This window comes from Planctomyces sp. SH-PL14, from assembly GCF_001610835.1.
Taxonomy (GTDB): Bacteria; Planctomycetota; Planctomycetia; order Planctomycetales; family Planctomycetaceae; genus Planctomyces_A.
The window spans coordinates 1,054,835-1,078,704 of sequence record NZ_CP011270.1; the positions used below are offsets into that span (position 1 = coordinate 1,054,835).

Annotated in this window: 18 protein-coding genes and 1 tRNA gene; 10 read left to right on the top strand and 9 right to left on the bottom strand. The window is 66.3% G+C overall.

The window, feature by feature from the left end; genetic code table 11:
• Window positions 1-46: 46 nt before the first annotated feature.
• Both VT03_RS04240 and VT03_RS04245 read right to left on the bottom strand, forming a co-directional pair.
• Window positions 47-1,339, bottom strand: coding sequence for a bifunctional 3,4-dihydroxy-2-butanone-4-phosphate synthase/GTP cyclohydrolase II (locus VT03_RS04240; RefSeq protein ID WP_075091839.1), 1,293 nt, complete (start codon window positions 1,337-1,339; stop codon window positions 47-49).
• A gap of 116 nt (window positions 1,340-1,455) precedes the next feature.
• Complete coding sequence (locus VT03_RS04245; RefSeq protein ID WP_075091840.1) at window positions 1,456-3,228, bottom strand: putative Ig domain-containing protein; 1,773 nt, start codon at window positions 3,226-3,228, stop codon at window positions 1,456-1,458.
• Window positions 3,229-3,906: 678 nt separating this feature from the next.
• Here VT03_RS04245 and VT03_RS04250 point away from each other — a divergent pair.
• Entirely contained in the window at window positions 3,907-4,713 is an 807-nt protein-coding gene (locus VT03_RS04250; protein ID WP_156514280.1) for a phosphatase PAP2 family protein, read from the top strand.
• A gap of 150 nt (window positions 4,714-4,863) precedes the next feature.
• Window positions 4,864-5,334: a transcription antitermination factor NusB gene (nusB, locus tag VT03_RS04255; protein WP_075091841.1), complete on the top strand. Its 471-nt coding sequence runs from the start codon at window positions 4,864-4,866 to the stop codon at window positions 5,332-5,334.
• Window positions 5,335-5,371: 37 nt separating this feature from the next.
• Here the strand turns inward: nusB and VT03_RS04260 are convergent, their stop codons facing one another.
• Window positions 5,372-7,411 carry a PQQ-binding-like beta-propeller repeat protein gene (locus tag VT03_RS04260; RefSeq protein WP_075091842.1) on the bottom strand — a complete coding sequence of 680 codons (2,040 nt, stop codon included), beginning with the start codon at window positions 7,409-7,411 and terminating at the stop codon, window positions 5,372-5,374.
• Window positions 7,412-7,547: 136 nt separating this feature from the next.
• Here VT03_RS04260 and VT03_RS04265 point away from each other — a divergent pair, with 136 nt between their 5' ends.
• Entirely contained in the window at window positions 7,548-8,648 is a 1,101-nt protein-coding gene (locus VT03_RS04265; RefSeq protein ID WP_075091843.1) for an HD domain-containing protein, read from the top strand.
• Between the two features lie 107 nt (window positions 8,649-8,755).
• Here VT03_RS04265 and VT03_RS04270 read toward each other — a convergent pair whose 3' ends face one another.
• The 5 genes from VT03_RS04270 to VT03_RS04290 all read right to left on the bottom strand — a co-directional run bounded on the left by VT03_RS04270 (window position 8,756) and on the right by VT03_RS04290 (window position 14,891).
• On the bottom strand, window positions 8,756-9,739 hold the full coding sequence (locus VT03_RS04270) for a sugar phosphate isomerase/epimerase family protein (protein ID WP_075091844.1): 984 nt from the start codon (window positions 9,737-9,739) through the stop codon (window positions 8,756-8,758).
• Between the two features lie 549 nt (window positions 9,740-10,288).
• A complete protein-coding gene (locus VT03_RS04275; RefSeq protein ID WP_075091845.1) occupies window positions 10,289-11,431 on the bottom strand; it encodes a hypothetical protein in 1,143 nt (380 codons plus the stop codon).
• 176 nt (window positions 11,432-11,607) lie between these two features.
• Window positions 11,608-12,219, bottom strand: a complete 612-nt coding sequence (locus VT03_RS04280; protein ID WP_075091846.1) for an ATP-dependent Clp protease proteolytic subunit — start codon at window positions 12,217-12,219, stop codon at window positions 11,608-11,610.
• Between the two features lie 108 nt (window positions 12,220-12,327).
• Window positions 12,328-12,933, bottom strand: a complete 606-nt coding sequence (locus VT03_RS04285) for a ClpP family protease (RefSeq protein WP_075091847.1) — start codon at window positions 12,931-12,933, stop codon at window positions 12,328-12,330.
• A gap of 284 nt (window positions 12,934-13,217) precedes the next feature.
• Window positions 13,218-14,891: a fatty acid CoA ligase family protein gene (locus tag VT03_RS04290; protein ID WP_075091848.1), complete on the bottom strand. Its 1,674-nt coding sequence runs from the start codon at window positions 14,889-14,891 to the stop codon at window positions 13,218-13,220.
• A gap of 277 nt (window positions 14,892-15,168) precedes the next feature.
• On the opposite strand from VT03_RS04290, the gene VT03_RS04295 reads away from it, so the two are divergent.
• From VT03_RS04295 to VT03_RS04315, 5 genes are all read left to right on the top strand, one after another.
• Window positions 15,169-15,720, top strand: a complete 552-nt coding sequence (locus VT03_RS04295; protein WP_075091849.1) for a response regulator transcription factor — start codon at window positions 15,169-15,171, stop codon at window positions 15,718-15,720.
• Window positions 15,721-15,936: 216 nt separating this feature from the next.
• On the top strand, window positions 15,937-16,383 hold the full coding sequence (locus VT03_RS04300) for a YkgJ family cysteine cluster protein (protein WP_075091850.1): 447 nt from the start codon (window positions 15,937-15,939) through the stop codon (window positions 16,381-16,383).
• 139 nt (window positions 16,384-16,522) lie between these two features.
• On the top strand, window positions 16,523-18,283 hold the full coding sequence (locus tag VT03_RS04305) for a c-type cytochrome (protein ID WP_082845925.1): 1,761 nt from the start codon (window positions 16,523-16,525) through the stop codon (window positions 18,281-18,283).
• A gap of 132 nt (window positions 18,284-18,415) precedes the next feature.
• The gene (gene hisC / locus VT03_RS04310; protein WP_075091852.1) at window positions 18,416-19,483 is read left to right on the top strand and encodes a histidinol-phosphate transaminase; all 1,068 of its coding nucleotides are present in this window, start codon (window positions 18,416-18,418) and stop codon (window positions 19,481-19,483) included.
• A gap of 58 nt (window positions 19,484-19,541) precedes the next feature.
• Window positions 19,542-20,336, top strand: coding sequence for an alpha/beta hydrolase (locus tag VT03_RS04315; protein ID WP_075091853.1), 795 nt, complete (start codon window positions 19,542-19,544; stop codon window positions 20,334-20,336).
• Window positions 20,337-20,468: 132 nt separating this feature from the next.
• Here the strand turns inward: VT03_RS04315 and VT03_RS04320 are convergent.
• A tRNA-Gln gene (locus tag VT03_RS04320) sits at window positions 20,469-20,540 on the bottom strand.
• Between the two features lie 299 nt (window positions 20,541-20,839).
• Between VT03_RS04320 and VT03_RS04325 the strand changes: the two genes are divergently transcribed.
• Entirely contained in the window at window positions 20,840-21,796 is a 957-nt protein-coding gene (locus VT03_RS04325) for a hypothetical protein (RefSeq protein WP_156514281.1), read from the top strand.
• A 454-nt stretch (window positions 21,797-22,250) separates the two neighbouring features.
• Complete coding sequence (locus tag VT03_RS04330) at window positions 22,251-23,795, top strand: hypothetical protein (protein ID WP_075091855.1); 1,545 nt, start codon at window positions 22,251-22,253, stop codon at window positions 23,793-23,795.
• Window positions 23,796-23,870 lie beyond the last annotated feature (75 nt).

Below are 23,870 nucleotides of genomic sequence, written 5' to 3' on the forward strand. Positions count from 1 at the left end.
GCGGCGGTAGGAATGTCTCGGCGCCGTGCGACAACGAACAGGTCCTCTACTTCGCCGGATCACCGGACTCCGGCCCGGCGTGTCCTCCGCCACAGCACGGGGGCGAACCGGAGGCAGGGGGCAACAGGTGTCCCATCTTCTGCCGCTTCGTCTCCATGTAGCGGTCGCGATGCGGATTCGACGGCGCGACGATCGGAACCTGGCCGACCACCTTGAGGTCGACCCACTGCTCGAAGGCTTCGGTCTTCTTGGGGTTGTTCGTCAGGATCCGGACCTTCGACAAACCCAGGTCCTTGAGGATCTGCAGGCCCACCATGTAGTCCCGGAGGTCCGCCTTGAACCCGAGCCGGTGGTTCGCCTCGACGGTGTCGAGCCCCTGGTCCTGGAGCTGGTACGCCTTGAGCTTCGAGACGAGGCCGATCCCCCGCCCTTCCTGCGGCAGGTAGACGACGGCGCCGGTTCCTTCCTCCGTGATCATCGACATCGCCATGTGGAGCTGGTCGCCGCAGTCGCAGCGGAGCGAGCCGAGGATGTCGCCGGTGAAGCAGGAGGAGTGCATCCGGACGAGCGGGGCCTCGACCGACGTCAGGTCCCCCCAGACGAGGGCCAGCGGCTCCTGGTCGTCGTGCTCCACCCCGTAGGCGATGAACCGCGGCGTGCCGTAGAGCTCCGTCGGGATCGGCACGTCCGCCTCGCGGTGGATCAGCCGCTCCCGCGTCCGCCGGTACTGGATGATGTCGGCGATTGAGATCATCGGGATCGAGTGCTTGGCGGAGAACTCCCGCAGCTCGTCGATATCCGCCATCCCGTCGCCGCGCTGGCTGCAGATCTCGATCAGGCAGCCGACCGGCGTCAGCCCGGCGAGCCGCATGAGGTCCACCGTCGCTTCCGTGTGGCCGGCGCGGCGGAGGACGCCGCCGTCGCGGGCGAGCAGCGGGTTGATGTGTCCGGGACGGACGAAGTCATCGGCAACCGACCGCGGATGGGCAAGGCTCGTCAGCGTCATCGCGCGGGAGAGGGCGCTCACGCCGGTCCCGCTGTTCGCGTGGTCGACCGGGATCAGGAACGGGGTCTGATGGGCCGAGGTATTCCGGTCCTGCTCGACGATCGGCGTGAGCTGGAGCCGGGCCGCGACTTCCGTCGTCAGCGGGGCGCAGAGGACGCCGGCCCCCTGTCGCAGCATGAAATTGACCTGCTCGGGCGTGATCGACTGCGCGGCGCAGATCAGATCCCCCTCGTTCTCCCGCTCCTGGGCGTCGAGAACGATCACCATTTTGCCCGCCCGCAGGGCCTCCAGCGCGGCGTCGACAGAATGCGTGGAGGTGGAAAGATCACTCATCACAGGCTTTTCGGGGACGATGCGGGAAACAGGTTCCCGGAGGGGGTTCGTTCCCGCATTGTTTCACCGGGGGGGAATAGTTCAATCCCCCGGAGGTCGATCGGCCCGGCCGGCGATCACTTGGGCGTGCCGCTGCCCGGTTCCGCCGCCGTCGGCGAGGAGACCGCGGCCGCCGGAGCGGGAGTGCTCGGTGCGGGCTGGCGAGGCGGGGGGAGACGTTCCGCCTGCCGCAGCGGCTTCCCGAAATCGAGACGGAACACGTCCGGTCCGCTGGCGAAGACCATGTCCCCCGGCTGGACGTTCAGCACGACCAGTTCCAGGTCCGCCCGGCGGATCAGGTCGCCGGGATGCAGGCGGAGGGTCTGATTGGTGGTCCGATCGTGGAGGATCGCCTCCCCTTTCCCGTCTCCCTCGGCCAGGCAGCCGACGAGATAGGTGTAGGCGGCGGCATCGTCCTCGAACTTCACGTTCAGGACAGCGGTCGCTTTGAGCGCCGGATCGCCGTTGTCCGAGACGGCCACGTTAAACGTCTTGCTCCCGAGCTCGGTTTCCGGCGGAGCGAGCCAGTCGATGCGTCCCGTCCGGGAGTCGATCCGGGCACCGGCGGGGGCGTCCCCTTCGAAGGCGTAGGTCAGCCGATCGTCCGGCAGGTCGACGTCCGCTCCCTTGAGCTCGATCGTCGCGTTCCGTCCGAGGTAGACCGTGACCGCCTGGGGGACCACCAGCGTGGGGGCGTGGTTGTCCGGACGGACTTCGAGGGTGAACTTGGTCGAGATCGGATCGCCGTTGTTGTTCGACGGGCGGGCCACCGCGGTGAGGGCAACCGGGCCGAGCTTCAGCGTCGTCGGCGGGGTCCAGGTCACGGCTCCGGTCGCCGGGTCGAGCTTCATCCCTTCCGGTGTGCCGTCGCCCAGTTCGAAGACCGGCTTGCCGAAGGCGGGGTTCCAGCCTTCGACCTTGAAAGTGTACGTGTACGGGACGCCGCGAGTGGCCCGCTGGTCGGAGATCGACGCAAACCGCGGGCGGTAGACCACCGGGGGCTGCGGCTTGGCGAAGAACCGCCCCGCGCCGAGCCGGGCGAGGATCGAACGGGGGTCTTCCCCGTCCTGCGACGGCGGCCGGATCGGAAACAATTCCACCGAGGAGCCTTCGATGTGCTCCTGCGCGATCGTCTGATCGACGCCCCGTTCGACCGTCCAGGTGTTGCCTTCGACGGCCGTCACGTGGAGGAACTCATGGCCGGACCGGACCAGGAACGGCGGCTTCAGCGTGAACTCTTTGGCGTCCGACACCTGCAGCGTCGTTCCCCGGGCGTCGAGGTCGGATGCGAGCGTGGCCAGCGGAAAAAGCCGCGAGCGGGGTTTGGCATCCCGCATCGCCAGGCCTTCGGCACCGATCGTGACGGTCAGCCGGGGATCGCCGTCGCTGCTGGGACTGACGGCGTGGAACTTGGCGAGGCGGTGCAGGAGGTCGGCCGACTCAAAAAGCCGGACGAAGCGGAGGACCTGCTCCGTCGTCGCTTCACCGACGATGGTGACCGGGATGGTGACGAAGGTGTTTTCGACCGCCTGCTGGCTGTTGATGGTGATCTTGAGGTCGGAGAGCCCGGCGATCTGGGCGATGTCCGTGATCCATTCCAGGTAAAGGCGGTGGGCGTCCTGCGGGTTGGGGGGGAGGCTTTGCCGCTTGTAGCCTTTGAGGCGGGCCTGAGCCTTCATCAGCTGGACTTCGCTCACCCCCTTGTCGCTCACTTCCTGAGTCAGCGAGGTAATCTGCTCGGCCCGTTCCGAAAGCGGGGTGACAAAGAGGGCTTTGAACGTGTCCTTGGCGAACCAGAGGCCGCCGACTGTGAGCAGTCCGGCCAGCAGGAGTTTTTCTCGCTGTTGCATAGGTGATCTGTGGCCGCCCGGCGACGGGGAGGTGGCGGCGGTGCGGCGGGACGGAGACCTGCCTGAATGGCGTGTTCAGTTTCCCGCGTTGGGCCATCCTAGCACGCTGCGGGACGCTGGTGAACGGCCTTTTAAACACTTCCAAGGCCTTAACTTCCGCTAAAGCCACCAGCGTCCCGCTGGACCGGGCTGCCGTGGCACGATGGGTTTGAGGTCGCGGAGTCCGTCCGGCGAGTGCGGTGTTCGAGGGAATGTCGGAAGGCGGGCCCAGGGGACGGGGGTTCATTGCGCGACTCGATGTCACTCGCCCAGTAGGTCCAGGGCGAGCGCGACTCGGCGTTGAGTGCCCCCTCACTTCTCCGTGATCTCTGTGCCTCTGTGTTTTCTTCCCCCCGAAGAGTTTTGAAACACCGAAGAACGGAGGACACCGAGAAGACGCGGAGAGAGGGGGATCCCCGGCGCCGTGTCGAGGGGGGATCGGCCGCGGGTGCCACCGTTGCGGCTCGGCTGGAGCCTCGCCCTCCCGGGACGCGGCGTCTGAGCCGTCGGCGGAACTCGGAAGTCGATCGGCGCGCGGGAGCGTTCGGCGCGTCTCGGACGGTGGGGGATTCGCCTTGATGGCAGGGGCGGGTTGGCAGAAGATCGCTCGCTTGTGTTTCCCGATCCTTGAGCGTTCCCTTGCCGATTGACGATCCGCCGCCGCCGCGTCCCTCGCTTCGAGGTGTCCTGTCCCCCGTCGCGCGGGGGATCCGGAAAGCGATCGAGCATCTCGGTCAGTACGAATTCAATGTGCTGGCGACGGCGATGGCGGTCGTGGGCGCGGTCCTGTTCTTCATCTGGATCGCGGATGCGGTCAGCGAGGGGGAGACCCTCCGCTTTGATGAGTGGGCAGTGCAGGCCCTCCGCCGGGCGAATGATCCGGCCGTCCCGATCGGACCGGCATGGCTTTCCGAAATGGGGCGGGATGTCACGGCGCTGGGGGGCGTCGGGTTCCTGTTCCTTCTGACGGCGATCGTGGCCGGATTTCTGTGGCTGCAGCGGATGTATGCGGCGATGGCGCTCGTCGTGGGATCAACGTTGGGGGGGACGGTCGTCAGTCTCGTTCTGAAATCGTTCTTCGATCGCCCGCGGCCGCAGCTCGTCCCCCATCTGTCGATCGTCCACACCAGCTCCTTCCCCAGCGGACACGCCATGATGTCGTCCGCCGTATTTCTGACGCTGGGGCTGCTGCTGGGGCAGTTTGTCGACTCCCTGCGTCTCAAGGCGTACTTCTTCATCGTCGCCCTCCTGATGACGTTTCTGGTGGGGTGCAGCCGGGTCTATATGGGCGTCCACTATCCGACTGACGTCCTGGCCGGCTGGGCGGCGGGGATGGCGTGGGCCCTCGCGTGCGGGCTGGTGGCCCGGTCCCTGCGGCGGCGGGGGCTGGTCGAGGACCTCGACGTCACGACGCACAATGCCCGGCCCGAGTCTCCGGCCGGGTGAGCGGCGATGCGTGTCGAGGCCCGCGGGGCCGAGTTTGGCAAAAGCGGCATGCGGGCGCCTCGCGAAGTCGCTAGAATGGCGTGTTCCCCGTGGGCCCGGCGAGAGTGCCGGAGGCCCCAGTGCGGGGGGAGACCGTGAGATTTCGTTCGCATGTCGCGTCGCAGCAAAGCCCGGGAAGTCGTCGTCCAGATGCTGTATCAGGTGGACCTGAACCCTGATGTGGCGACGCCGACGGTCTTTGGGATGATCGACGAGCAGATCGGCGACGAGAAGACCGCGAACTTCGCCAAGCAGCTCTTTGGCGGCGTTCTCAAGTTCCGCGACATGCTGGATGAGAAGATCACGGCCGTCGCCGAGAACTGGTCGCTCTCCCGGATGGCGGCGACCGACCGCAACGTCCTCCGGCTGGGGGCGTTCGAGCTTCTCCAGACCGAGACGCCGCACCCGGTGGTCCTCAACGAGGCGATTGAGCTGGCGCGGAAGTTCGGCAACGATCAGTCGCCGCAGTTCGTGAACGGGATCCTCGACCGGCTGGTTCCGGCGGAGAAGCGGACGAAGACTCGGCCCGCGTCCGGGACGCCGCGCCCGGCGGGACCGGGGCCTGCTCCCGCGGCCCCCTGACCGATTTCGACCCGCCCCCCCGCCCCCTTGTGCGCTGTCAGTGGAGGTAGGGCCAGAGCGGTGCCGCGCAGAAGAGGGCCGTGAATCCCGCGAGCGTTGCCAGCGGGCTGAGAATTCTGCCAGTTCGCGTTGAGCGGTCGAGACGGGCCCAGAGCCAGGCGAACGGGGCGGCGGGAATCAGGCCGAGGAGGAAAGCCCACTCGTGGGGCAGGCTCTGCGACCGCAGCGCGGCGAAGTAGAAGAGGCAGAGGCCCAGGAAGCCGAGATCGCATGCGCGGCGGAGGAGTCCGCTGGAGCAGCGGTTCGCGGCGACGACGAGCAGGAGACCGCCGTAGAGGGCGGCGGGCCAGGTGAAGGTGAACGCTTCCTGGCGGACGTTGAGGATCGGCGTGACCGACAGGCCGAGAACGATCCAGAGGAGCGGTTCCGTCAAGCCGGGGGTCGAGCGGTTGGCGGAGAGATCCGCTTCGGCCGGCGGATCCGTGGCACTGAAAGGGGACTTGCGACGGCAGAGACGGGCCAGCATCGCGAGGACTGAGGCGGGCAGCCAGACGAACAGGACCGAGGCCCGGTACCAGTCCCACAGCTCGTCTCGCTCCGGGCGCATGAAAGGGTGTTCTCGCTCGCCGCCGAGGAACGTTCCGAGGCGGAACCGACTCCATACGGGTCTCGGAGAGGGGGCCGCGGCCGTGGTGGCCCGGGAGGATGTCTGTGAAGTGGAATGCTGCGCGAGGTCGACGGCGGCGAGGCGGGACTGGGTTCGCAGGTAGAGACGGCCGCCGCTGAGAGCGGGGGCGGTCCAGCAGATCTCGTCCTGAAAGACCGTGGTTCGGCCAAGCTCGACGTATCGGGTGCGATCGGCGCGGAGGAGGATCAGCTCGCCGGCGTCGTTGAACAGGATCAGCTTTCCATCGGCGGCGAGGACCCCCGCGTGCCCGGGGAGCTCGGAGGACCAGAGGACTTCGCCCGACGACACGTCGAGGCAGCGGAAGGTGCCGCGCGAGGGGCGGTGGGCTTTGGCCTGCTGGTCCCGGAGGTCAAAGCCGTAGAGCGCGCCGTCGACGATGACGCTCGCGGCGACGTCATTGGAGAACGCGCGGGTGTGCCAGCGATGGTCCCCGCGGAGGCTCCAGTTGGCCGGCTGGGGATCGTCACCCGGCTTGATGGAGAGCGTCAGCGCCGTGGCGCCGGCCCGGAACGGGGCGGCGACGATCAGGATCGGCTCGGCGTAGAGCGGCGGGATGGAGTGTTCGTCGTATCCCTCCGAGATCTGGTGCTGCAGCAGGATCCGGCCGGTGTCGGGATCGTGGAGGAGGAGGTGGTTCCGCATCGAAGTGGCGATCAGGTCGCGGCCTTCGAGGCGGATCGGGAGGCAGGAGGCGTAGCTCGCCTGGACCGACCCGGATTTCCAGACCACCTCTCCGCTGGCGAGGTCGAAGGCGACGACCGCGGCCCCCTCTCCGCCAACCGGGACGATCACCTTCCTGCCGCGGACGAGCGGGGAGGCGGAGTAACCGAACTCGGTCCCCTTCCCCTGGAACTTCTCTCCGAGGTCGACCGTCCAGAGCTCGCGCCCGTTGCGGATGTCGGCACAGTGCAGGACGGTGTCAGGGGAGACGAAGAGCAGCTTGCCGTCGGCCGCGGCGGGGGTGGAGCGGGGGCCGGGGTAGAGTCCGAGCTGCTCGTACGTCGGACCGAACGAGGTCTCCCACAGCGTTTCGCCGCCGCGGATGTCGAAGCACAACAGATGCTGCTGGAAGGCGGACTGGTAGAGGGTGTATCCCCGGCCGTTGACGATCGTGATGCTGGAATAGCCCTGTCCCAGGTAGCGGTTCCAGACGATCGGAGGCCCGCCCGACGGCCACGTGGAGGGGATGGTTTCGCCCGGGACAATGCCGTCGAGGTTCGGGCCGCGGTAGGAGGGCCAGTCCGCGGCGGCGGACGGCCTTGAGCTCAGCAGGAGTGCCGTGAAGGCGAGGGCCGGGAGAAGCCCGCCGAGGCGCGGAGCGGAGATCCAGCTCTGCGAACGGCTTGTTGTTCCCTGGCGGACTCGTGTTCTTGCCGACCAGACTTCCATTGCGTCACCCCGTGTGCCACGGCCACCCGGTCCAGCGGGACGCTGGCTGCTACGAAATCGGCCGTTCCAACGTGAACGCGAAGTGCTATACTTTCGCCAACTTCCTCGATCCCTGCGTCCTCCGAGACGCATTGAGATGACGAATGAGAAACTGCGGCGGCAGATCGTGTTCGAGGCCGCCCGGCTGATGTATACCCGCCAGGAATCCGAATATTTTCGGGCCAAGATGCGGGCAGGCAAGAAAATCTGCGGCGGCTGGGTCAAGACCCGCGATCTGCCGTCCAACGCCGAGATCCGGGACGAGATCCTGCGATTCGCGGCGCTGTACGAAGGGGAGTCGCGGTTCGACAAACTCCGCGACATGCGGCTCGCCGCACTGCGGATGATGCGGCTCCTGCACAAGTACCGGCCGCGGCTGATCGGGAGCGTCCTGACCGGGCATATCCGGCAGGGGAGCGACATCGACCTGCACGTCTTCGCCAGCACGGTCGAGGCGATCGCCGGGGCGCTCGACGAGGCGGGGCTCTCCTATGAGGTCTCGCACAAGCACATCCGCAAGAACGGCGAGGAGGCGCTCTACACCCACGTCCATGTGGCGGGGGAGTTCGAGACCGAGCTGACCGTGTATTCGCCGGACAAGCTGGGGTACGTCTTCAAGAGTTCCATTACCGGGAAGGCCATCGAACGGGCGAGCCTGCCGGAGTTCGAGGAGTTTCTGAAAGAGACGTACCCGGACATTGCGCTCGACGGGCTCGATGAGGTCGAGGGGCAGCTCGATCGGTTCGAGATGTACCGCGCGCTGCTCGTTCCGCTGGCGTCGGTGAAGCAGCACCGGAAGTATCACCCCGAGGGGGACGCGCTCTACCACAGCCTGCAGGTGTATGACCTCGCTGCTGACGAGCTGCCGTACGACGAGGAGTTCCTGCTGGCGGCGCTGCTGCACGACATCGGGAAGGCGATCGATCCGGAGGACCACGTCCAGTCGGGGCTTCAGGCGCTCGACGGGTTCATTACGGACCGGACAAAGTGGTTCATCGAACACCACATGGAGGCCCAGAAGATTCTCGATGGGACGATCGGAGCCCGGGCGCACCGACGGTTGCGGGAGCATCCGGACTACGAGGAGCTCGTGACCCTGGCGCGGTGCGACCGGGGGGGACGGGAGGCCGGCGTCCAAGTCCCGGAGCTGGAAGAGGCGCTCGAGGCGATCCGCGATCTGGCGCAGATGTATGGGTGAGGCGAGGTTGCCGCCTCGCTCGGCGAGAACGCCACATCCCGCGGTCATCTGCGGCGAATCCGAAGGGATCAGCCACAGATGAACACGGATGGACACAGATCAGAGATCTAGAGAGAGGGCTCCGGCGATGTCAGGCCGAAAGCCTTCTGCATCTGCTTGCGGACGGTCGTTAGCCGTTCGAGGCCGCCGCCGCCGACTTCGGCCGTGGTCCAGCCGGTGAAGCCAATCTCCTGGAGCCCTTCCCGGACTTCGTTCCAGGGGAGGTCATCTTCTTCCGAGGTGATGTCGACGAACTTGCTCTTGGCCCGGCTGAAGCCTTTGACGTCGAGCTTGACCGCCCGGTGACCGAAGGCTCGCAGCCATTCCCGCGGCTGGCCGTACTTCCAGTGGTTGCCGATGTCGTAGTACATCCCGACCCACGGGCTGTTGAAGCTGTCGACGAACTTGATGAACCGCTCCGGCGACTGCTCGGGGGGAGAGTCGTGGTCGTAGTGCATCTTGTTCCAGACGTTTTCGAACAGGATCGGCTGGCCGAGAGCGGCGGCGAGGGGGAGGAGCTTTTTGATTTCCGTGCGAGCCCGTTCGTCGATCTCGTCGGCGGGACCGTCGTCACCGCGGCCGATGACGATCAGGACGCCGCTGCCGCCGATGGCGTGGGCGACGCGGATGCAGTGCTCGATGTTGGCGACCCCTTTGGCCCGCTCCTCTTCCTTGGCGCTCGTCAGCCGCTGCTGCCAGTGGGCGTGGTTGATGGCGTTGTGGCAGAAGACCCCGGACTCCTGGACCGCGGCGCGGGCTTCTTCGGGGGTGAAGGAGCCGGCTTCGTCGAAGTCGACGCCGTCGAATCCGGCGTCGCCGGCCATCTTGAGGCGTTCGACCAGGTTCAGCGCCCGGTCGCCGTCTTTCTTGGCGATCATCCCGAGCTTGCAGGAGATCAGGATCCGCTTGCCGACGGGGGGGAGGACGATGGTTGGTTTGGCCGCTTCGGCTCCCTGGGCCTTCGTTCCGGGGAGGAGGGCGGCGGAGACGGCGCCGGCTCCGGAGAGCAGGAGGGAACGACGGTTGAGTTGGAAGCGGGATGACGGATGCACGAACGACTCCTCAGTAACACCGGACGACCGAGCGCGACGCATCAACGCAGGGTGATCGTTCCAACGTCGCTGAGCAACCCCACCAGCTCTTTACCGGGTCCAGGGGCACCCCTGGTGGGGAGTGCAGAGGGGCAACGCCCCTTTGCCCGCCGGAGGCCTGGCCGTCGAGAGATGTCTGAAGGAGTGAATATCCAAGCTCGGACAGCGTGTCGTATGCCCCCTCACCAAACCGCTGGGATCCCAGAGCGAGCGGTGTAATGTGATGGAGTCCTCAATGCTGGAACACAAAGGGGACGTCCGTTGCTTACAGCGGTTCCTCACAGGACTGCCTCCGGCGGCAAGGGGGTTGCCCCCCTTGACCCCCAGTGGCCGTGGCACGTTGGGATTGAGCGAGCAGAGTCGCGCCGGCAAGGACGCGGTTCGAGACAGCGGGACAAGTGACCCCTCCCTCGTTGACCGACCACCATCCAGCGAATGCACCCGGTTCAGGGCGGACCCTGGTGGGCGGGCACGGGGAGCGGCGCGCTGAAGCGTGAACTCCAACGGCCATCAGCGGAGGACCGGGATCGTTTCGTCGGTCCAGTTATCGGAGGTCGTCGAGAGACCGCGCGGGAAGGGGCGGGTCTCGCCGACGGGGGCAAGCGGCTTGGCGTCCTTCGCAGGGGCGACCCTGGGAGGGGCGGAGGCTTCGGCAGGGGCCTTCTTCCAGGGGGCGGTCGAAGGGGGCGCGGCCGGAGCCGGATCCGGCTCGACGTCGCGCGGCGGCGGGACCGGACGGGCGTCGCCTTCAGGCGCGGCGGTCGGAGACGTGTCTTTACTGGCCCAGGGGGAGGGCTTCGCGCCGAGAGCGGGCTTGGCGTCGATGTCCTCGACCGTGACGTCCTCGAGGAAGTCGAGCTGGGCGCGGCCGACGCTCACGGGACCGGCCTCGACCGAGACTGTCTGAACTTCGTCCGGCGTTGTGACCCGCGAACGGCGGGGCATGGCAGACAGCGGCGCAAGCTTCGCCTGGCTCACCTGCTGAAGTTGAGCGGGAGGGACAATCCGGCCCGGGGCGGCGGCGAGGCCGGGGCGGACGTTGATCGTCTGGTTCGTGTCGAACTGGCGGCCGTCGGACGTCACGAGCCGGGCGTGGACGAGGATTTCCTTCCCGCCCGGGGTCTGTTCCCAGGGGAGATGAAACTGGAAGCCGGAGCTCAGGAAGCCGCTGTGCCAGTGCTTGCGGGCCTCGCCGGAGTCGAAGACCCAGCGGCCGACCCGCTTGTCCTCGCCCGTGCGGGACATGTCGTAGGCCTCGATCTCCATCTGGCCGGCGACCTTCACGAGGTCGCCGTCGGCGTCGTGCGGGGCGACGATGAGCTGGAGGGCTTCATCGGCCTGATCGCCGTCCTGGTCCTTGCCGCCGGACATGAGCCTGTTGATCGAGAGGCCGGAGATCCGGGCCAGAGCCTGTGTCTGTTCCGGGAGGCCGCTGGACGAAGGGCCGTTGGCGGCCGTCATCTGCTGCCGAAGAACTTCCTTCTCGCGGTGGGCGAGGTCGAGTTCTGACTGGACCTTGGCCATCCGCTGCTCGGAGTGCCGCAGGCTGTCCTGGGTCTGGCGAAGCTGGGCTTCGAGCGCTTCGACGTTGCCGCGGCTGGCGCAGCCGGAGGAGGAGAGAGCGGCGGACGCGAGCGCGGCGGAGGTCAGCACCAGCCATACGGGCGCGGAGCGTCGCCGGTCGCGATCGCTGCGCTGTGCGGACGTCCCTGTCCTGCCGCCAATCATCAGAACGCCATCCTCGCGGTCTGGAAACGAATCGGGGGCCTCGTTCCGAAGAACGATAGCCCCCGAAGTGTCTCAGGTTTTCTGAAACGGGCAAAGAGCAACTACGCCTGGGCGCCCGGCAGCGGGTGCGGAAGGCGGTCCAGGACCTTGTCGATGAGCTTGTATTCCACCGCTTCCTCGGCGGACATGAAGTTGTCGCGGTCGGTGTCCTTTTCGATCTGCTCCACGGTCTTTCCCGTGTGCTTGATCATGATTTCATTGAGTTTCCGCTTCATCTTGATGAGCTCCTTGGCATGGATCTCAAGCTCGAGAGCGGTCCCTTCCATCCCCGCGAGGGGCTGGTGGATCATGATCCGGGAGTTCGGCAGAGAATGCCGCTTGCCCGGGGCTCCGGCGGTCAGCAGCAAGGCTCCCATGCTGGCCGCCTGGCCGATGCAGTAGGTCGCCACGTCGCAGGTGATGTACTGCATCGTGTCGTACATCGCGAGACCGGCGGTAACCGAGCCCCCCGGCGAGTTGATGTACATGTGGATGTCCGCCTTCGGGTCGTCGAACTGCAGGAAGAGCAGCTGGGCCACGATGGCGTTGGAGACCTGGTCGGTGACCTGGCTCCCCAGGAAGATGATCCGGTCCTTGAGGAGCCGGCTGTAGATGTCCATGGCCCGCTCTTCGCGGCCGGACTTTTCGATGACGTAGGGAACGAGAGTGGTCATGGTTTGGTCGAGGGTCTAGGGATTAGGGGCTAGGGGCAAGAGGGAACAAACAGCACGCAACATTCGAGGAGACCAGGAGGGAGAATCCCCCGCCCTGGTCCCTCGTCCCTAGACCTTCTTCTTCTCGGGCCGGGTGACGATCTCGTCGACGAGGCCGTATTCCTTGGACTGCAGGGCGTGCAGATAGCGGTCGCGCTCGGTGTCCTTGGCGATCCGTTCGATCGGCTGCCCGGTGTGCTCGGAGAGGATCTTGTTGAGGACTTCGCGGGTATCGATGATTTCCTGGGCTTGGATCTCGATATCGGAGACCTGCCCGCCCACCTGCCCGTAGGGCTGGTGGATCATCATCTTGGCGTGCGGAAGAATGAACCGCTTCCCCTTGGTCCCGCCAGCGACAAGCACCGCCGCGCCGCTCGCGGCGAGCCCGACGCAGTAGGTCGCGACGTCGCACTCCAGGAACCGCATCGTATCGTAAATCGCCAGGGTCGCCGTGACCGAGCCGCCGGGCGAATTCACGTACAGAAGGATGTCCTGGCGCCGGTTCTCCGTCTGGAGGAACAGCATCTTCATGACGATCAGGTTGGCCATCGCGTCATGGATCGGCCCGTCCAGAAAGATGATCCGGTTTTCCAGCAGCAGGTCCCCGATTGTCATCTGCCGCGTGCGGGTGTAGTCCCCGCTGTTCTGCGTCTCCATCGGAGAGGTTCGTGCCATTCGCAACGGGTCCATTGAGGCTGATCCTTCTCTGAGACACGCCCGTGTCCGTCACGTCCGGCGTGCTCTCCCTGTTCCATCGCGTGATCTGTCTCCGGCAGTTGTCCGGTCACGCCGTCAAGCCGAAGGGCTGACTCCCTTGAATGAAGAGGATTTGCGCAGCGGCCTCCCCCCTTCAAACAGGTCGGGGGATTGTTCGTAAGAGAGGAAAAACGGTCAACCCCGCGGAAGACTTGTCGAAACAGCGGTCGCGGCGGGGCCAAGATCCATCGGGAAGATGGCCGTCAGAGACCCATTTTCGCCCGCTGCGTCTCGGCCCACTGGGCCAGCAACTCGCGGTTGATTTTGACGTTATGCCGCGTATCGACGGGGAGCGATTCGTGGAACAGGAACTTGTCGATGGAAGCGGTCAGCGGGTTCGCCTTGCCCAGCTCCAACAGTTCGCGCGCGAAGGTCTCTGTGGCGGCCGGGTCGCGGGGGAACTGTCCGGGTTCCGGCTCAACGACGATCACCGGCAGTTGATGCGGCTTGGGACCGATCCCGACCAGGGCGCAGCGATAGACGTCGGGATGGTTCTCGAAGATCGCCTCGCAGCAGACGGAGTACATCTTTCCTCCGTCCGTCTCGACGATGTGTGCCTTCCGGCCGCAGAACCAGAGGAGCCCTTCGTCGTCCAGATAGCCCACATCGCCGATCCGGTGCCAGAAGCGGTCGCCGTCGGGGATCTTCGCCAGCCGCGTTGCCTCGGGACGCTGGAAGTATTCGCGCGTCACGGACGGGCCGCGGACGATGATCTCGCCGATCTGGCCCGGAGGGAGAATCCGTGCTTCCTCGATGGAGCCGATGGGGCCTGCGGTCTCGGCGATGATCCGGGCGTCGATCCCCGGGAAGACGCGGCCGACACAGGTTCCCCCCCCTTCGCGGGTGCGGAAGGCGGTGCGGTGCAGGACTTCGTTCCCGCCAATCGAGGCGACCGGGAGGCTCTCGGTCGCTCCGTAGGGGGTGTGGAGGTCTGCCCCCTCGCGGCTGAAGGTCCGGGTCATCCGGTCGAGGACGTGGTTCGGGACCGGGCCCCCCGCCGAAAGGCCGCGGCGGATCGTCGGGAGCTTGATGCCATGCTCGTCGCAGTAGCGGCCGATCCGGTTCCAGAAGGCGGGCGAGCCGAAGGACTGCGTCACGCCGTTGTCGCGGATCGCCTCCAGGATCTTGAGCGGATCGACCTGCGCCGGGCGCGTCGGGTCCATGTCGGGGATGACGGTCGTCACGCCCATCGCCGCGTTGAACAGGGCGAACGGCGGAAAACCCGGGAGGTCCACTTCGCCCGGCTGAATGTTGTAGAAGTCCCGGATCAGGTCGACCTGGGCGTTGAACATCCCGTGCTCGAACTGGACCCCCTTCGGCGCGCCGGTGCTGCCGCTGGTGAAGATGATTGCCGCGGGATCGGTGGAGCGGGTCTCGGCGATCGGCGTTCGACTCCACTCGCGGCCGAGGAGGGCGCAATACGACTTCATCGCCCCGGGGACCCGCGGACCGACGGAGACGTTCCAGCGGGCGTTCGGAAACCGCCGCCAGTTCCACATCCGGATCGCGTGAACGACCGGAATCGCCACGAAGCCCTGCGGATCGACCTCTTCCAGGCAGTGAAGGATGTTCGTCTTCCCCATCCCGGGGTCGACGAGGACCATCACCATCCCGGCCTTGAACAGGCCGAACGTCAGGGCGATGAACTCCAGGCTCGGGCGGACCATCAGGACGAGCCGCGAACCGGCCGGGACCCCCCAGTCCTTCAGGCCGCGGGCGATGCGGTCGCTCTCCTGGTCGAGCTGGGCGAACGTGAACTGCGAATAGGTCCGCCGCCCCATCCAGTCCCGGCCGGCGGGGCAGACGACGGCCCGCGCCGTGGGCCACTGGCGGGCGGAGTTTCGCAGACGGTCGGCGATGTTCAGCGGCTGGGACATGCACGCAAATCGAGGGGGAGACGGACACCGGCGGCCGGCGGTGTGCTCCGCATGATGAGCGTGCAAATGGAGTTCACAAGTCAAACGGCCCGCATCCCGGCCGAGTCCCGGAAAACCGAAGCGGCGAAGGGCCGATTATTTCGCAGACGAACCAACCCGGAGGGGGTCCCCGCCGCAAAAAAACGGGCAGCGCGCAATCTCCGATAGGACGCGATTCGGAGCGACGCTATTCTGAAGACGCCCTCCGCACCCCCATTGCGCTCCGCGGACTCACGTCATGTCGTCGCACGCAATTACCGAAGTCATTGTGAACCGGATCCTCGTCGTGGAAGACGACCGGGCCGAAGCGGACTTCCTCAAGACGTTCCTGGGACAGAAGAAATTCGCGGTCGATCTGGCCCGCGACGGCGGCCAGGCGCGGGCCGCGTTCACGATGCACAAGCCGGACTTCGTCCTGATGGACGTGATCCTGCCGCACGAGGTCTCGGGCTTCGAGATCTGCGAATGGATGAAGTCCCAGTCGGACACGATCCCGGTGATGATGCTCACGGCGATCGACATGGACGACTCCCGCGATCTGGCGCGGCGGGTCGGCGCGGACGGCTACATGACCAAGCCGTACGATCCCGACGAACTCGTGAAGTCCATTCACGACGTCGCGAATGCCCTGTGGGCGAAGCATCACCTGGGCGCGACTGACACGCACGAGGTCATCAGCTTCGCCTGCCCCGAGTGCGGCAAGAACCTGCGGGTCCAGTCGAGCTACCGCGGCCGGATGCTGAACTGCTCCAAGTGCGGGCAGCACGTGCAGGTTCCTCGGTCGGCTTAGAAGGTTAAACACCAAGACACCAAGGAGGCACCAAGGACACGAAGAGGAGAAAGGTGAAGCCGAGACCGCTGGACCGTCGGGCGTTCGTGAACGAATGGCTCCCTGTCTGGCTCAGCGAGGAACGTCACAGCCCTTCTCAATCTCCCTCTTCTTTGTGATCTTCGTGCCTCCTTGGTGTCTTGGTGTTCAACTCCTCTCTCCTCCTGCGTCCCGCCCGTGCCGTTCACTGATCCCGTCGAGGGGCTTCCCGTCATCGAATCGTGCGATGGGTGCGGGGCGTGCTGTCTCGAGCAGGAGGCGCCGCCGGATTATGTCGCCCTCCGGACCCGGCCGGACTTTGCGCAGGATCCGTCGTTCGCCGAGGACTGGGAACGGCTTCAATCGCTGCCGGCCGAGGCGCTGCGGCTTCTCGATGACTTTCTCGTTCGCCGCGACGCGGGGGAGACGGGGAGCGACCGGACCTGCGTGTGGTTCGATCCCGAGTCCCGCGGCTGCCGCTTCTATGAGTGGCGGCCTTCGACGTGCCGCGTCTTCGAGCTGAACTCGATGGGCTGCCGGATCTACCGGCACCGGAACGGCCTCGGCGGGCCGGGGGAACTGCCGGCGGGCGTGTCGCTGCCGACGGGTACGCCCTCCCCACCCGCTTCGGACGCCGGGCGATAGAATTCCGGGGGGCGGTACGGTAGAAACGATGGTTTGCTCCGCCCGGCGGACTCTCTCCCTGCGAAGTGCGGGAGGAACCGGCGGCAGAATTTCCGTGGCGATCGGCAGCGAGGCCCGGCGCCGGATTGGTTTGTGACGAATGCGTGCTTTTGCGTTGACCCTGGCGTTCGCCCTCCTCCTCCCGATGAGCCTCCGCGGGGCGGATGCCCCTCCGAGCGCGGTCGGCTCCGTTCTGAAGCTCCTCCAGAGCGGGCGGGTGCCGGAGAAGAACCTCGGAACGATCATCAAGATGATCGGCGAGCGGGGGAACGAGCACGACCTCGCGTTCCTGCTCGATCAGGTCCTGACCTCGGACAAGTTCGCTCCGGCGGTCAAGGTCCAGATGCTCGAAGGCTTGGCGACCGCCGCCACGACCCGCAAGCTCCAGCCGGCGGACCATCGCGACGGAATCGCGACGCTCCTGGCTCCCGGCAAGGCCCAGAACTCGAAGCTCCAGCTGGCGGCGATCCGGCTCGCCGGCCTGTGGAAGGTGACGAGCGCGGCCGGCCCGCTCCACGATCTGGCGGTCGCAACCGATTCCTCGACCGCTCTCCGCGAGGCGGCGCTGGCGTCGCTCACGGCGCTGGGGCCCGAGTTCTCGAAGAAGACGACCGTCGCGCTGACTGCCGCCGACCAGCCGTTCGCGGTGCGGAGCCTGGCTGTCGCGGCCCTCGCCCAGCAGGACCTCGATGCCGCGGTCAAGCTGGCAACCGACGTCCTTCTTTCGGCAAAAGAACGGGACGATCCCGCCCGGCTGATGGATGCGTTCCTGGGACGACAGGGGGGGCCGGAGAAGCTCGCCGCGGCGCTCGAGTCGCGGCCCCCTTCGACCGACACCGCCAAGCTCTGCCTGCGGCACATGTATGCCGTCGGCCGGAGCGATGCCGGTCTCCAGGCGGTCCTCGGCAAGCTGGCGGGGATCGAGACGAATCCGAAGCCTCTCTCCAAGGACGAAGCGGCTGCCCTGATGGCCGAAGTCGAGAAGCACGGCGATGCCGGCCGGGGAGAGCAGGTGTTCCGCCGGAGCGATCTGAGCTGCATGAAGTGCCACGCCGTCAGCAAGGCGGGGGGGCAGGTGGGGCCGGACCTGAGCGGGATCGGTGCGAGTTCGCCCATGGAGTACCTCGTCCATTCCGTGTTCGATCCCGACCAGGCGATCAAGGAGGCCTACATCTCCAAGACCGTCATCACCGTCGACGGGCAGACGTTCAGCGGGATCGTCGCCGACCGGAGCGACTCGGAGCTGAAGCTTAAGAACGCCGACGGCCGGGAGATCGCGATTCCCCTCGCCGACATCGACGAGGAGATCGAGGGAAAGTCGCTGATGCCGAAGGGACTCCCCTCGCTGATGACGAAGGGGGAGATCATCGACCTCGTCAAGTTCCTGTCGATGCTGGGACGGCCCGGCGAGTATGAGGTCCGCTCGACCGCCCGGATGCAGCGGTGGCGGGTCTTCGCGAAGGCGGACTCCCTTGGCGCCGAGATCCCGGATACGAACACCTTCAAAGTGCGGATCCTCGACGCCGACAACTGGGTGCCGATCTACGCGACGACGAGCGGGAAGCTTCCGCTGGCGGACGCGGCTCGGGTCAGCGAATCGGCGTTCGTTTACCTGAAGGGCGAACTCGACGTCGTCGAGGCGGGTCCGGTGGAGGTCGCCCTCGACTCGGCCGACGGCGTTCTCGTCTGGGTCGACGGGAACGAGCATCCCGACCTGTCGACGCCGCTCGAACTCACCCCCGGCCGGCACTCGATCGTCCTGCGGGTCGAGACCGCCAAGCGGGCTTCGCCGTTCCTCAAGCTCGAAGTCCGGAAACCGGCCGACTCCGCCGCCCAGTTCAACGTGGTCGACGGGCAGTAGACGCTCAGCGTTGTGGGTTTCGCCGTGAGCGTCAGAATCCGCTGACGATGGCTCCACATCGTGTCGGCCCCCCGACGCGGTTGGTCGATCCGTCCTGTTCCGAATCCCTCCCTTTTCCCATCCAGTTCTGCCGTGTCGCTCTTTCGCCCGGATGTCGATCGCATCGCCGGATACGTTCCCGGCGAACAGCCCCAGGACGCGGGCTGGGTCAAGCTGAACACGAACGAGAACCCGTACCCTCCCTCGCCGCAGGTGGCGGAGGCGACGGCGGCTGCGGCCCGGCGGCTCCATATCTATCCCGATCCGCTCGGGACGTCGTTCCGCAAGGCGGCCGCCGAGTTGTTCGGCCTCGATCCGGACTGGATCCTTCCCGGCAACGGCAGCGACGAGATCCTGACGATCCTCGTCCGGACGTTCGTCGATCCGGGGGAACTGATCGCCTATCCGTACCCGAGCTACATCCTCTACGAGACCCTCGCGGACCTGCAGGGGGCCCGGCACGAGCGGATCCGGTTGAATCCCGACTGGTCGTGGAACCCCGGTGTCTCGCGGAGCATTCTGGAGCGGACGAAACTTCTCTTCTCGCCGAATCCCAACTCTCCCTCCGGCAACCGCTGGTCGGATGAGACGATGCTGGGACTCATCCCGCCGAAGGGTCTGCTCATCCTCGACGAGGCCTACGGCGACTTCGCCGACCAGCCGCACCAGATGGAGCTTCTGAAGGGGGACCACGGGCGGCGGATGATCGCGACGCGGACGTTCAGCAAGTCCTACAGCCTCGCCGGACTGCGGTTCGGGTTCGCCGTGGCCCATCCGGACCTGATCGCCGGGATGCGGAAGGTGAAAGACAGCTACAACTGCGACGCCTTGTCGCTGGCGGCAGCCGAGGCGGCCCTCCGCGACCAGGACTGGATGAAACAGAACCGGGCGAAGATCCTGGCGACGCGGAGCCGGCTGACGGCGGCGCTCCGCGGGCTGGGGTTCGAGGTCGTCGACAGCCAGGCGAACTTCGTCTGGACGACGCGTCCTTCAGGCGGACACCGGGAGCTCTACGAACAGCTGAAGGCCCGCAAGATTCTCGTGCGGTACATGCGGTTCGACGGCGCGGAGCCCGGGACCGTCCTCGATGGACTGCGGATTACGATCGGCACCGATCCGCAGATCGATACACTGCTAGAGACGTTGCGAGCCATTCTCTGACCGCCGATGGCCTGGCGGGAGGAACGGTCCTTGAGGAGGGGCGGATCCCGCCGACGATATGAGCGAGCCCTCGCCGCTTGACCATCCCGTGGTGTCCGAACGGGCCTTCCATCCGCGGCCGCAGACCGCGGAGCCGACGCGGTGGATCAACGTCGGACCGTGCGAGCTCGGCTGCTTTGTCCAGACCGTCGACCCGCACGCTGGCTGGGTGCTCTACTTTCACGGGAACGGCGAACTGGCGGCCGAATGCGATCGGCTGCTGGCGGACCTGTTCATCGACTCCGGAGTCAATGTCTGCTTTGCCGAGTACCGCGGCTATGGCGGCTCCGGCGGCGAGCCGACGCTGACCGGGATGCTGCCGGACGGCGAGCAGATCGTGCGGGCGATGGGAGTGCCGGCCGACCGGATCGTCGCCTTCGGCCGGTCATTGGGGAGCCTCTACACCATTGAGCTCGCGCGGCGGCTGCCGGATCTGGCGGGCCTTGTCCTGGAGAGCGGCATCGCGGAACTGGCGGCCCTCTGGCGGCTCGAGGACCGGATGCGGCAGATCGGCCGAACCCCGACGGATCTGGCCGAGGCCCTCTCCCGCGACTTCGATCACGAGCGAAAGCTGGCCGGGTATCAGGGGCCGGTCCTCGTCCTGCACTCGGAGGGGGACGTCCTCGTCGAGCCGTGGCACGCCCGGAAGCTGCATGCCTGGGCCGGCGGTTCCCGTAAGCGTCTCGCGCTCCTGCCGCACGGGAACCACAACTCGATCCTGTTTGCCAACGCCCAGGCGTACGTCTCGGAACTGCGGGCGTTCCTGACGGAGTGCGGAGTGACAACGCGATCGGCAACCGGTGGGGCGGACTGAGCCGACCGCCACGGTCCAGCCGCGGCGTCCCGGGCTTCATGTCCAGCCGGGGAAAGGATTTGCCAGAACGTCGGCCGCTTCGCGCCGCGCAAAAGAAAACGGCGACCGTCAGATCGGTCGCCGTTACGAGAATTGCCCGGCAGGGATTCGAACCCCGACTAAATGATTCAGAATCATTCGTGCTAACCGTTACACCACCAGGCAAAGTGGGTCCGGGAGTATATGTAACGTCATGAGGGCTGCCAAGTTCGATTGCCTCGTCTCGGGGCCGCGATTCGGGGCGAAATGGCAACGCGGCGGCGGACCGGCAGCATCCGCCGAAACCGATCTGGACACATTTAAACGGAGGCGGTCCAATCCGGCAGATTTCGCCGCGCGGATGGAGCCCCGACGAGTCGTTCTGGCACTGTCAGGCTCTTTGTGCGCAGCGCCGTCCATTCGGCCCGTGGCGAGGAAACCGCCGCCCGGCCGACATGGGCCTCTGGTCCGACAGGATGTCAACCATGGTCTCCCTCCGCTGGTCTCTCCTTGCCCTGCTCGCCCTGCCGATGGGCTGCCATGGTCCCGGTTCCAATCCGTACGGATATAGTTCCCCCTACGGCACTTACGGCGGGCAGCCGTACATGCAGCCCTACGGGACCCCGGTTCAGACCCTGACGCCCGGCCCGAGCTACGTCCCCGGCACCTACCCGCCCGGCTCGACCATCCCAGGCGGAAGCACGATTCCCGGCGGCGGACTCGCCCCGACTCCCGATCCCTATCGCAGCACCCCGGCCCCGGCCGGTGGCACGTTCGCCCCGTCGGGCGGATCGACGCGTCTGGAACCCGTCCGGGAACCGAACGGCGGCGCCGCGCCGATGTACAGTCCGCCGGCGGGGGGCGGCAACATGCCAGTCCCCTTCCCCAGCGAACCGAGCGCCTCATTCCAGCCGCCGCGTCAGCGGGAGATGGTCGCGGAAGCTCCCTTTGCCGCTCCGGCGGCGGCGAACTCGACGGTCCCCCTCGGAGGCGATCTCGGGGGAGGCAATCCGTTTGCCGCGCGGACACCGATGCCGATCAACACCATCAGTCCCGCCGCGGGGGCCGCCCTCGCGGAGGAGATGCTCAACGAGAGCACGCAGCCCATCAAGCTCGAAAAGCCGGTCATTCCGGTCAGCGGCGAGGTCCGTCCCTTTGCCTACGACGCCGACGGCTATAAGTGGATGCGGGGGATCATCAGCTACGAGAAATCGGCCAAGTGCTGGTCCCTGGTCTACAGCGACGCTCCCGATGCGACGGACGAACTCGTCGGCTGCGTCACGATCGCCGACCACCCGGATCTGGCGACGCTCAAGGATGGGGACGTCGTCTTCGTCACCGGCGAATTCTCCGGAGCCCAGGCGGACTACCGCGGGAAGCCGGTCTACGTGATCGACAAGGCGGAGCGGGTCACCAACGCGGCCGTCACCACGGCCAACTGAGACCGGCATCGCCCCCTCCCGTCTCCGGGCCGAATCCGCCGGCGCCCTCTTCCGGCAGTGCTTCCGCCGTCCCCGGCCGACCGCTCGACGCCCGCCACTTGGGTGCAACCGGTCGGCGCGAAGGGACCGGCCCTATTCGCTATAAACGCCTCATACGGAACCGGCGGACATCGCCCGGGCCGTTTGCTCTGGGACTTAGGGAAATTATTGACTCGGGCCCTGGGCTGCGTACACTGACCTGAACAGTGGTTTCGTATCGCGCGGTCGTGACGGTCGTGCACGTTGACGGGACTGCTCATTCACCGGTCAAGCCCGCTCTCGTGACGACCGACAACATGAGAGCTTGATTGTCCCAAGGCGGGGACGGCGTGTTTCGTGGCAACCTCCGGTTGCGGTGCTTTTTTCACCGCGGCCTCCGGTTGCGGACAGCCACATCCTTTCGAAGGCATTCGCCATGGCAGCTCCGTCCAAGAAGCCGGAAGCTATCCACTTTGTTGCAATCGTGTTCTTTCTGATCGCCGCCGTTTGCGGCGGCGGCTGGTACATGGTCTTCAAGGACCTGCGGCAGGTCCAGGGGCAGCTCAAGACGGCCAATGAAGGGAAGTCCGCCTCCGACGCCGCGGCGACCCGGGCCAACCAGGACGTCCAGGAGCTCAAGCAGCTCCTCGGCAACGCCCAGCCGGAAGTCGGCACGATGGCCGATCCGTCGAAGGCCAACACCGTCATCTCCGACGTCGTCAACCTGATGCGCCGCGTCGGCAGCCTGGCCGCGGAGAACAACCCGGCCGCCACGCCGCACGTGACCGCCGCCCTCAACGATTTCGCCACGCGGTTCGCCACGCAGGACGCCGAGCTCAAGAAGCTCCGCAAGGACAAGGAAGACCTGAACGTCGCCCTGCAGGCGGTCAACGCCCAGAACCAGGCCCGCGTTGACGAAGCCCTGACCTCCAAGACCAAGAGCGAAGCCGACCTGCAGCAGAACATCACGCAGTCGGAAGAGCAGCACAAGGTCAAGGACCAGGCGATTCAGCAGGCGGACGAAGCGCTGCGGCGGGAAACGATCGAAAAGGAGCAGCTCCGCGACGAGCTCGTCCGCACGAAAGAAGACTTCGAGAAGCGGATCACGACGCTGAAGCAGACGGTCAACTTCTACCGCAAGCAGCTCCAGGACGTTCTCGATCCGAACTTCGAAACGCCGGACGGACGGGTTACGGGAGTCGATCCCGAGAACCACGTCGTGTGGCTGAACCTCGGTTCGCTCGACAACCTCCGCCCGCAGACGACGTTCGCCGTCTACGTGAAGGACAACACCGGGGTCTCCCGGACGCAGAAGGACATCAAGGCCAAGATCGAAGTGACCGAGATCCTGGGGCCGCACCGCTCCAAGGCCCGAATCATCAGCGAAGACCTCCGCCGGCCGATCGCCGACGAAGACCCGATCTACTCGCCGGTGTGGCATCACGGCCAGGAGCAGTGGTTCTCGTTCGTCGGACGGATCGACTTTGACGGCGACGGCACTTACGACCGCAAGATGCTCGAAGACCGCCTCGCCTCGGCCCGGGCCCACATCGAAGTCCTCGTCAACGAAGAAGGAGTGCGGGAGCCCGCCGACTCGAAGCTGACCCCGCGGTCGAAGTTCCTCGTCGTCGGCCCGATGGAAGACCCGACGCTGTTCCCCGGCCAGGATGAAAAGCAGGATCAGATCAAGCGGGTCCTGACCGAGCACAAGGCTCTCGTCGACGAAGCGACGGAAAACGGCGTCCGCGTCATCAACCTCCAGGACTTCCTGGCGATGATGGGGATCGAACCGCAGCAGCGGCTGTATCGCCCCGGCGAGAACCGCCCGTTCAACCTCAAGGCGGGAGCCCGCAGCACGGGGATCAACGAGCCGCTCGGCGACCGGACTTCCAGCGGACGGGTCTCGGGCAAGTACACCCCGGACCGCGTCAACGCTCAGAAGGAATCGTCGGGCACGACCAGCGGACTGTTCAAGAAGTAAGACCGAGCTTTCCGTCGCCGGGGATCGTGAACACGATCCGCCAACGCGAAACTGGAATCGACCGGGGCCGGGAGT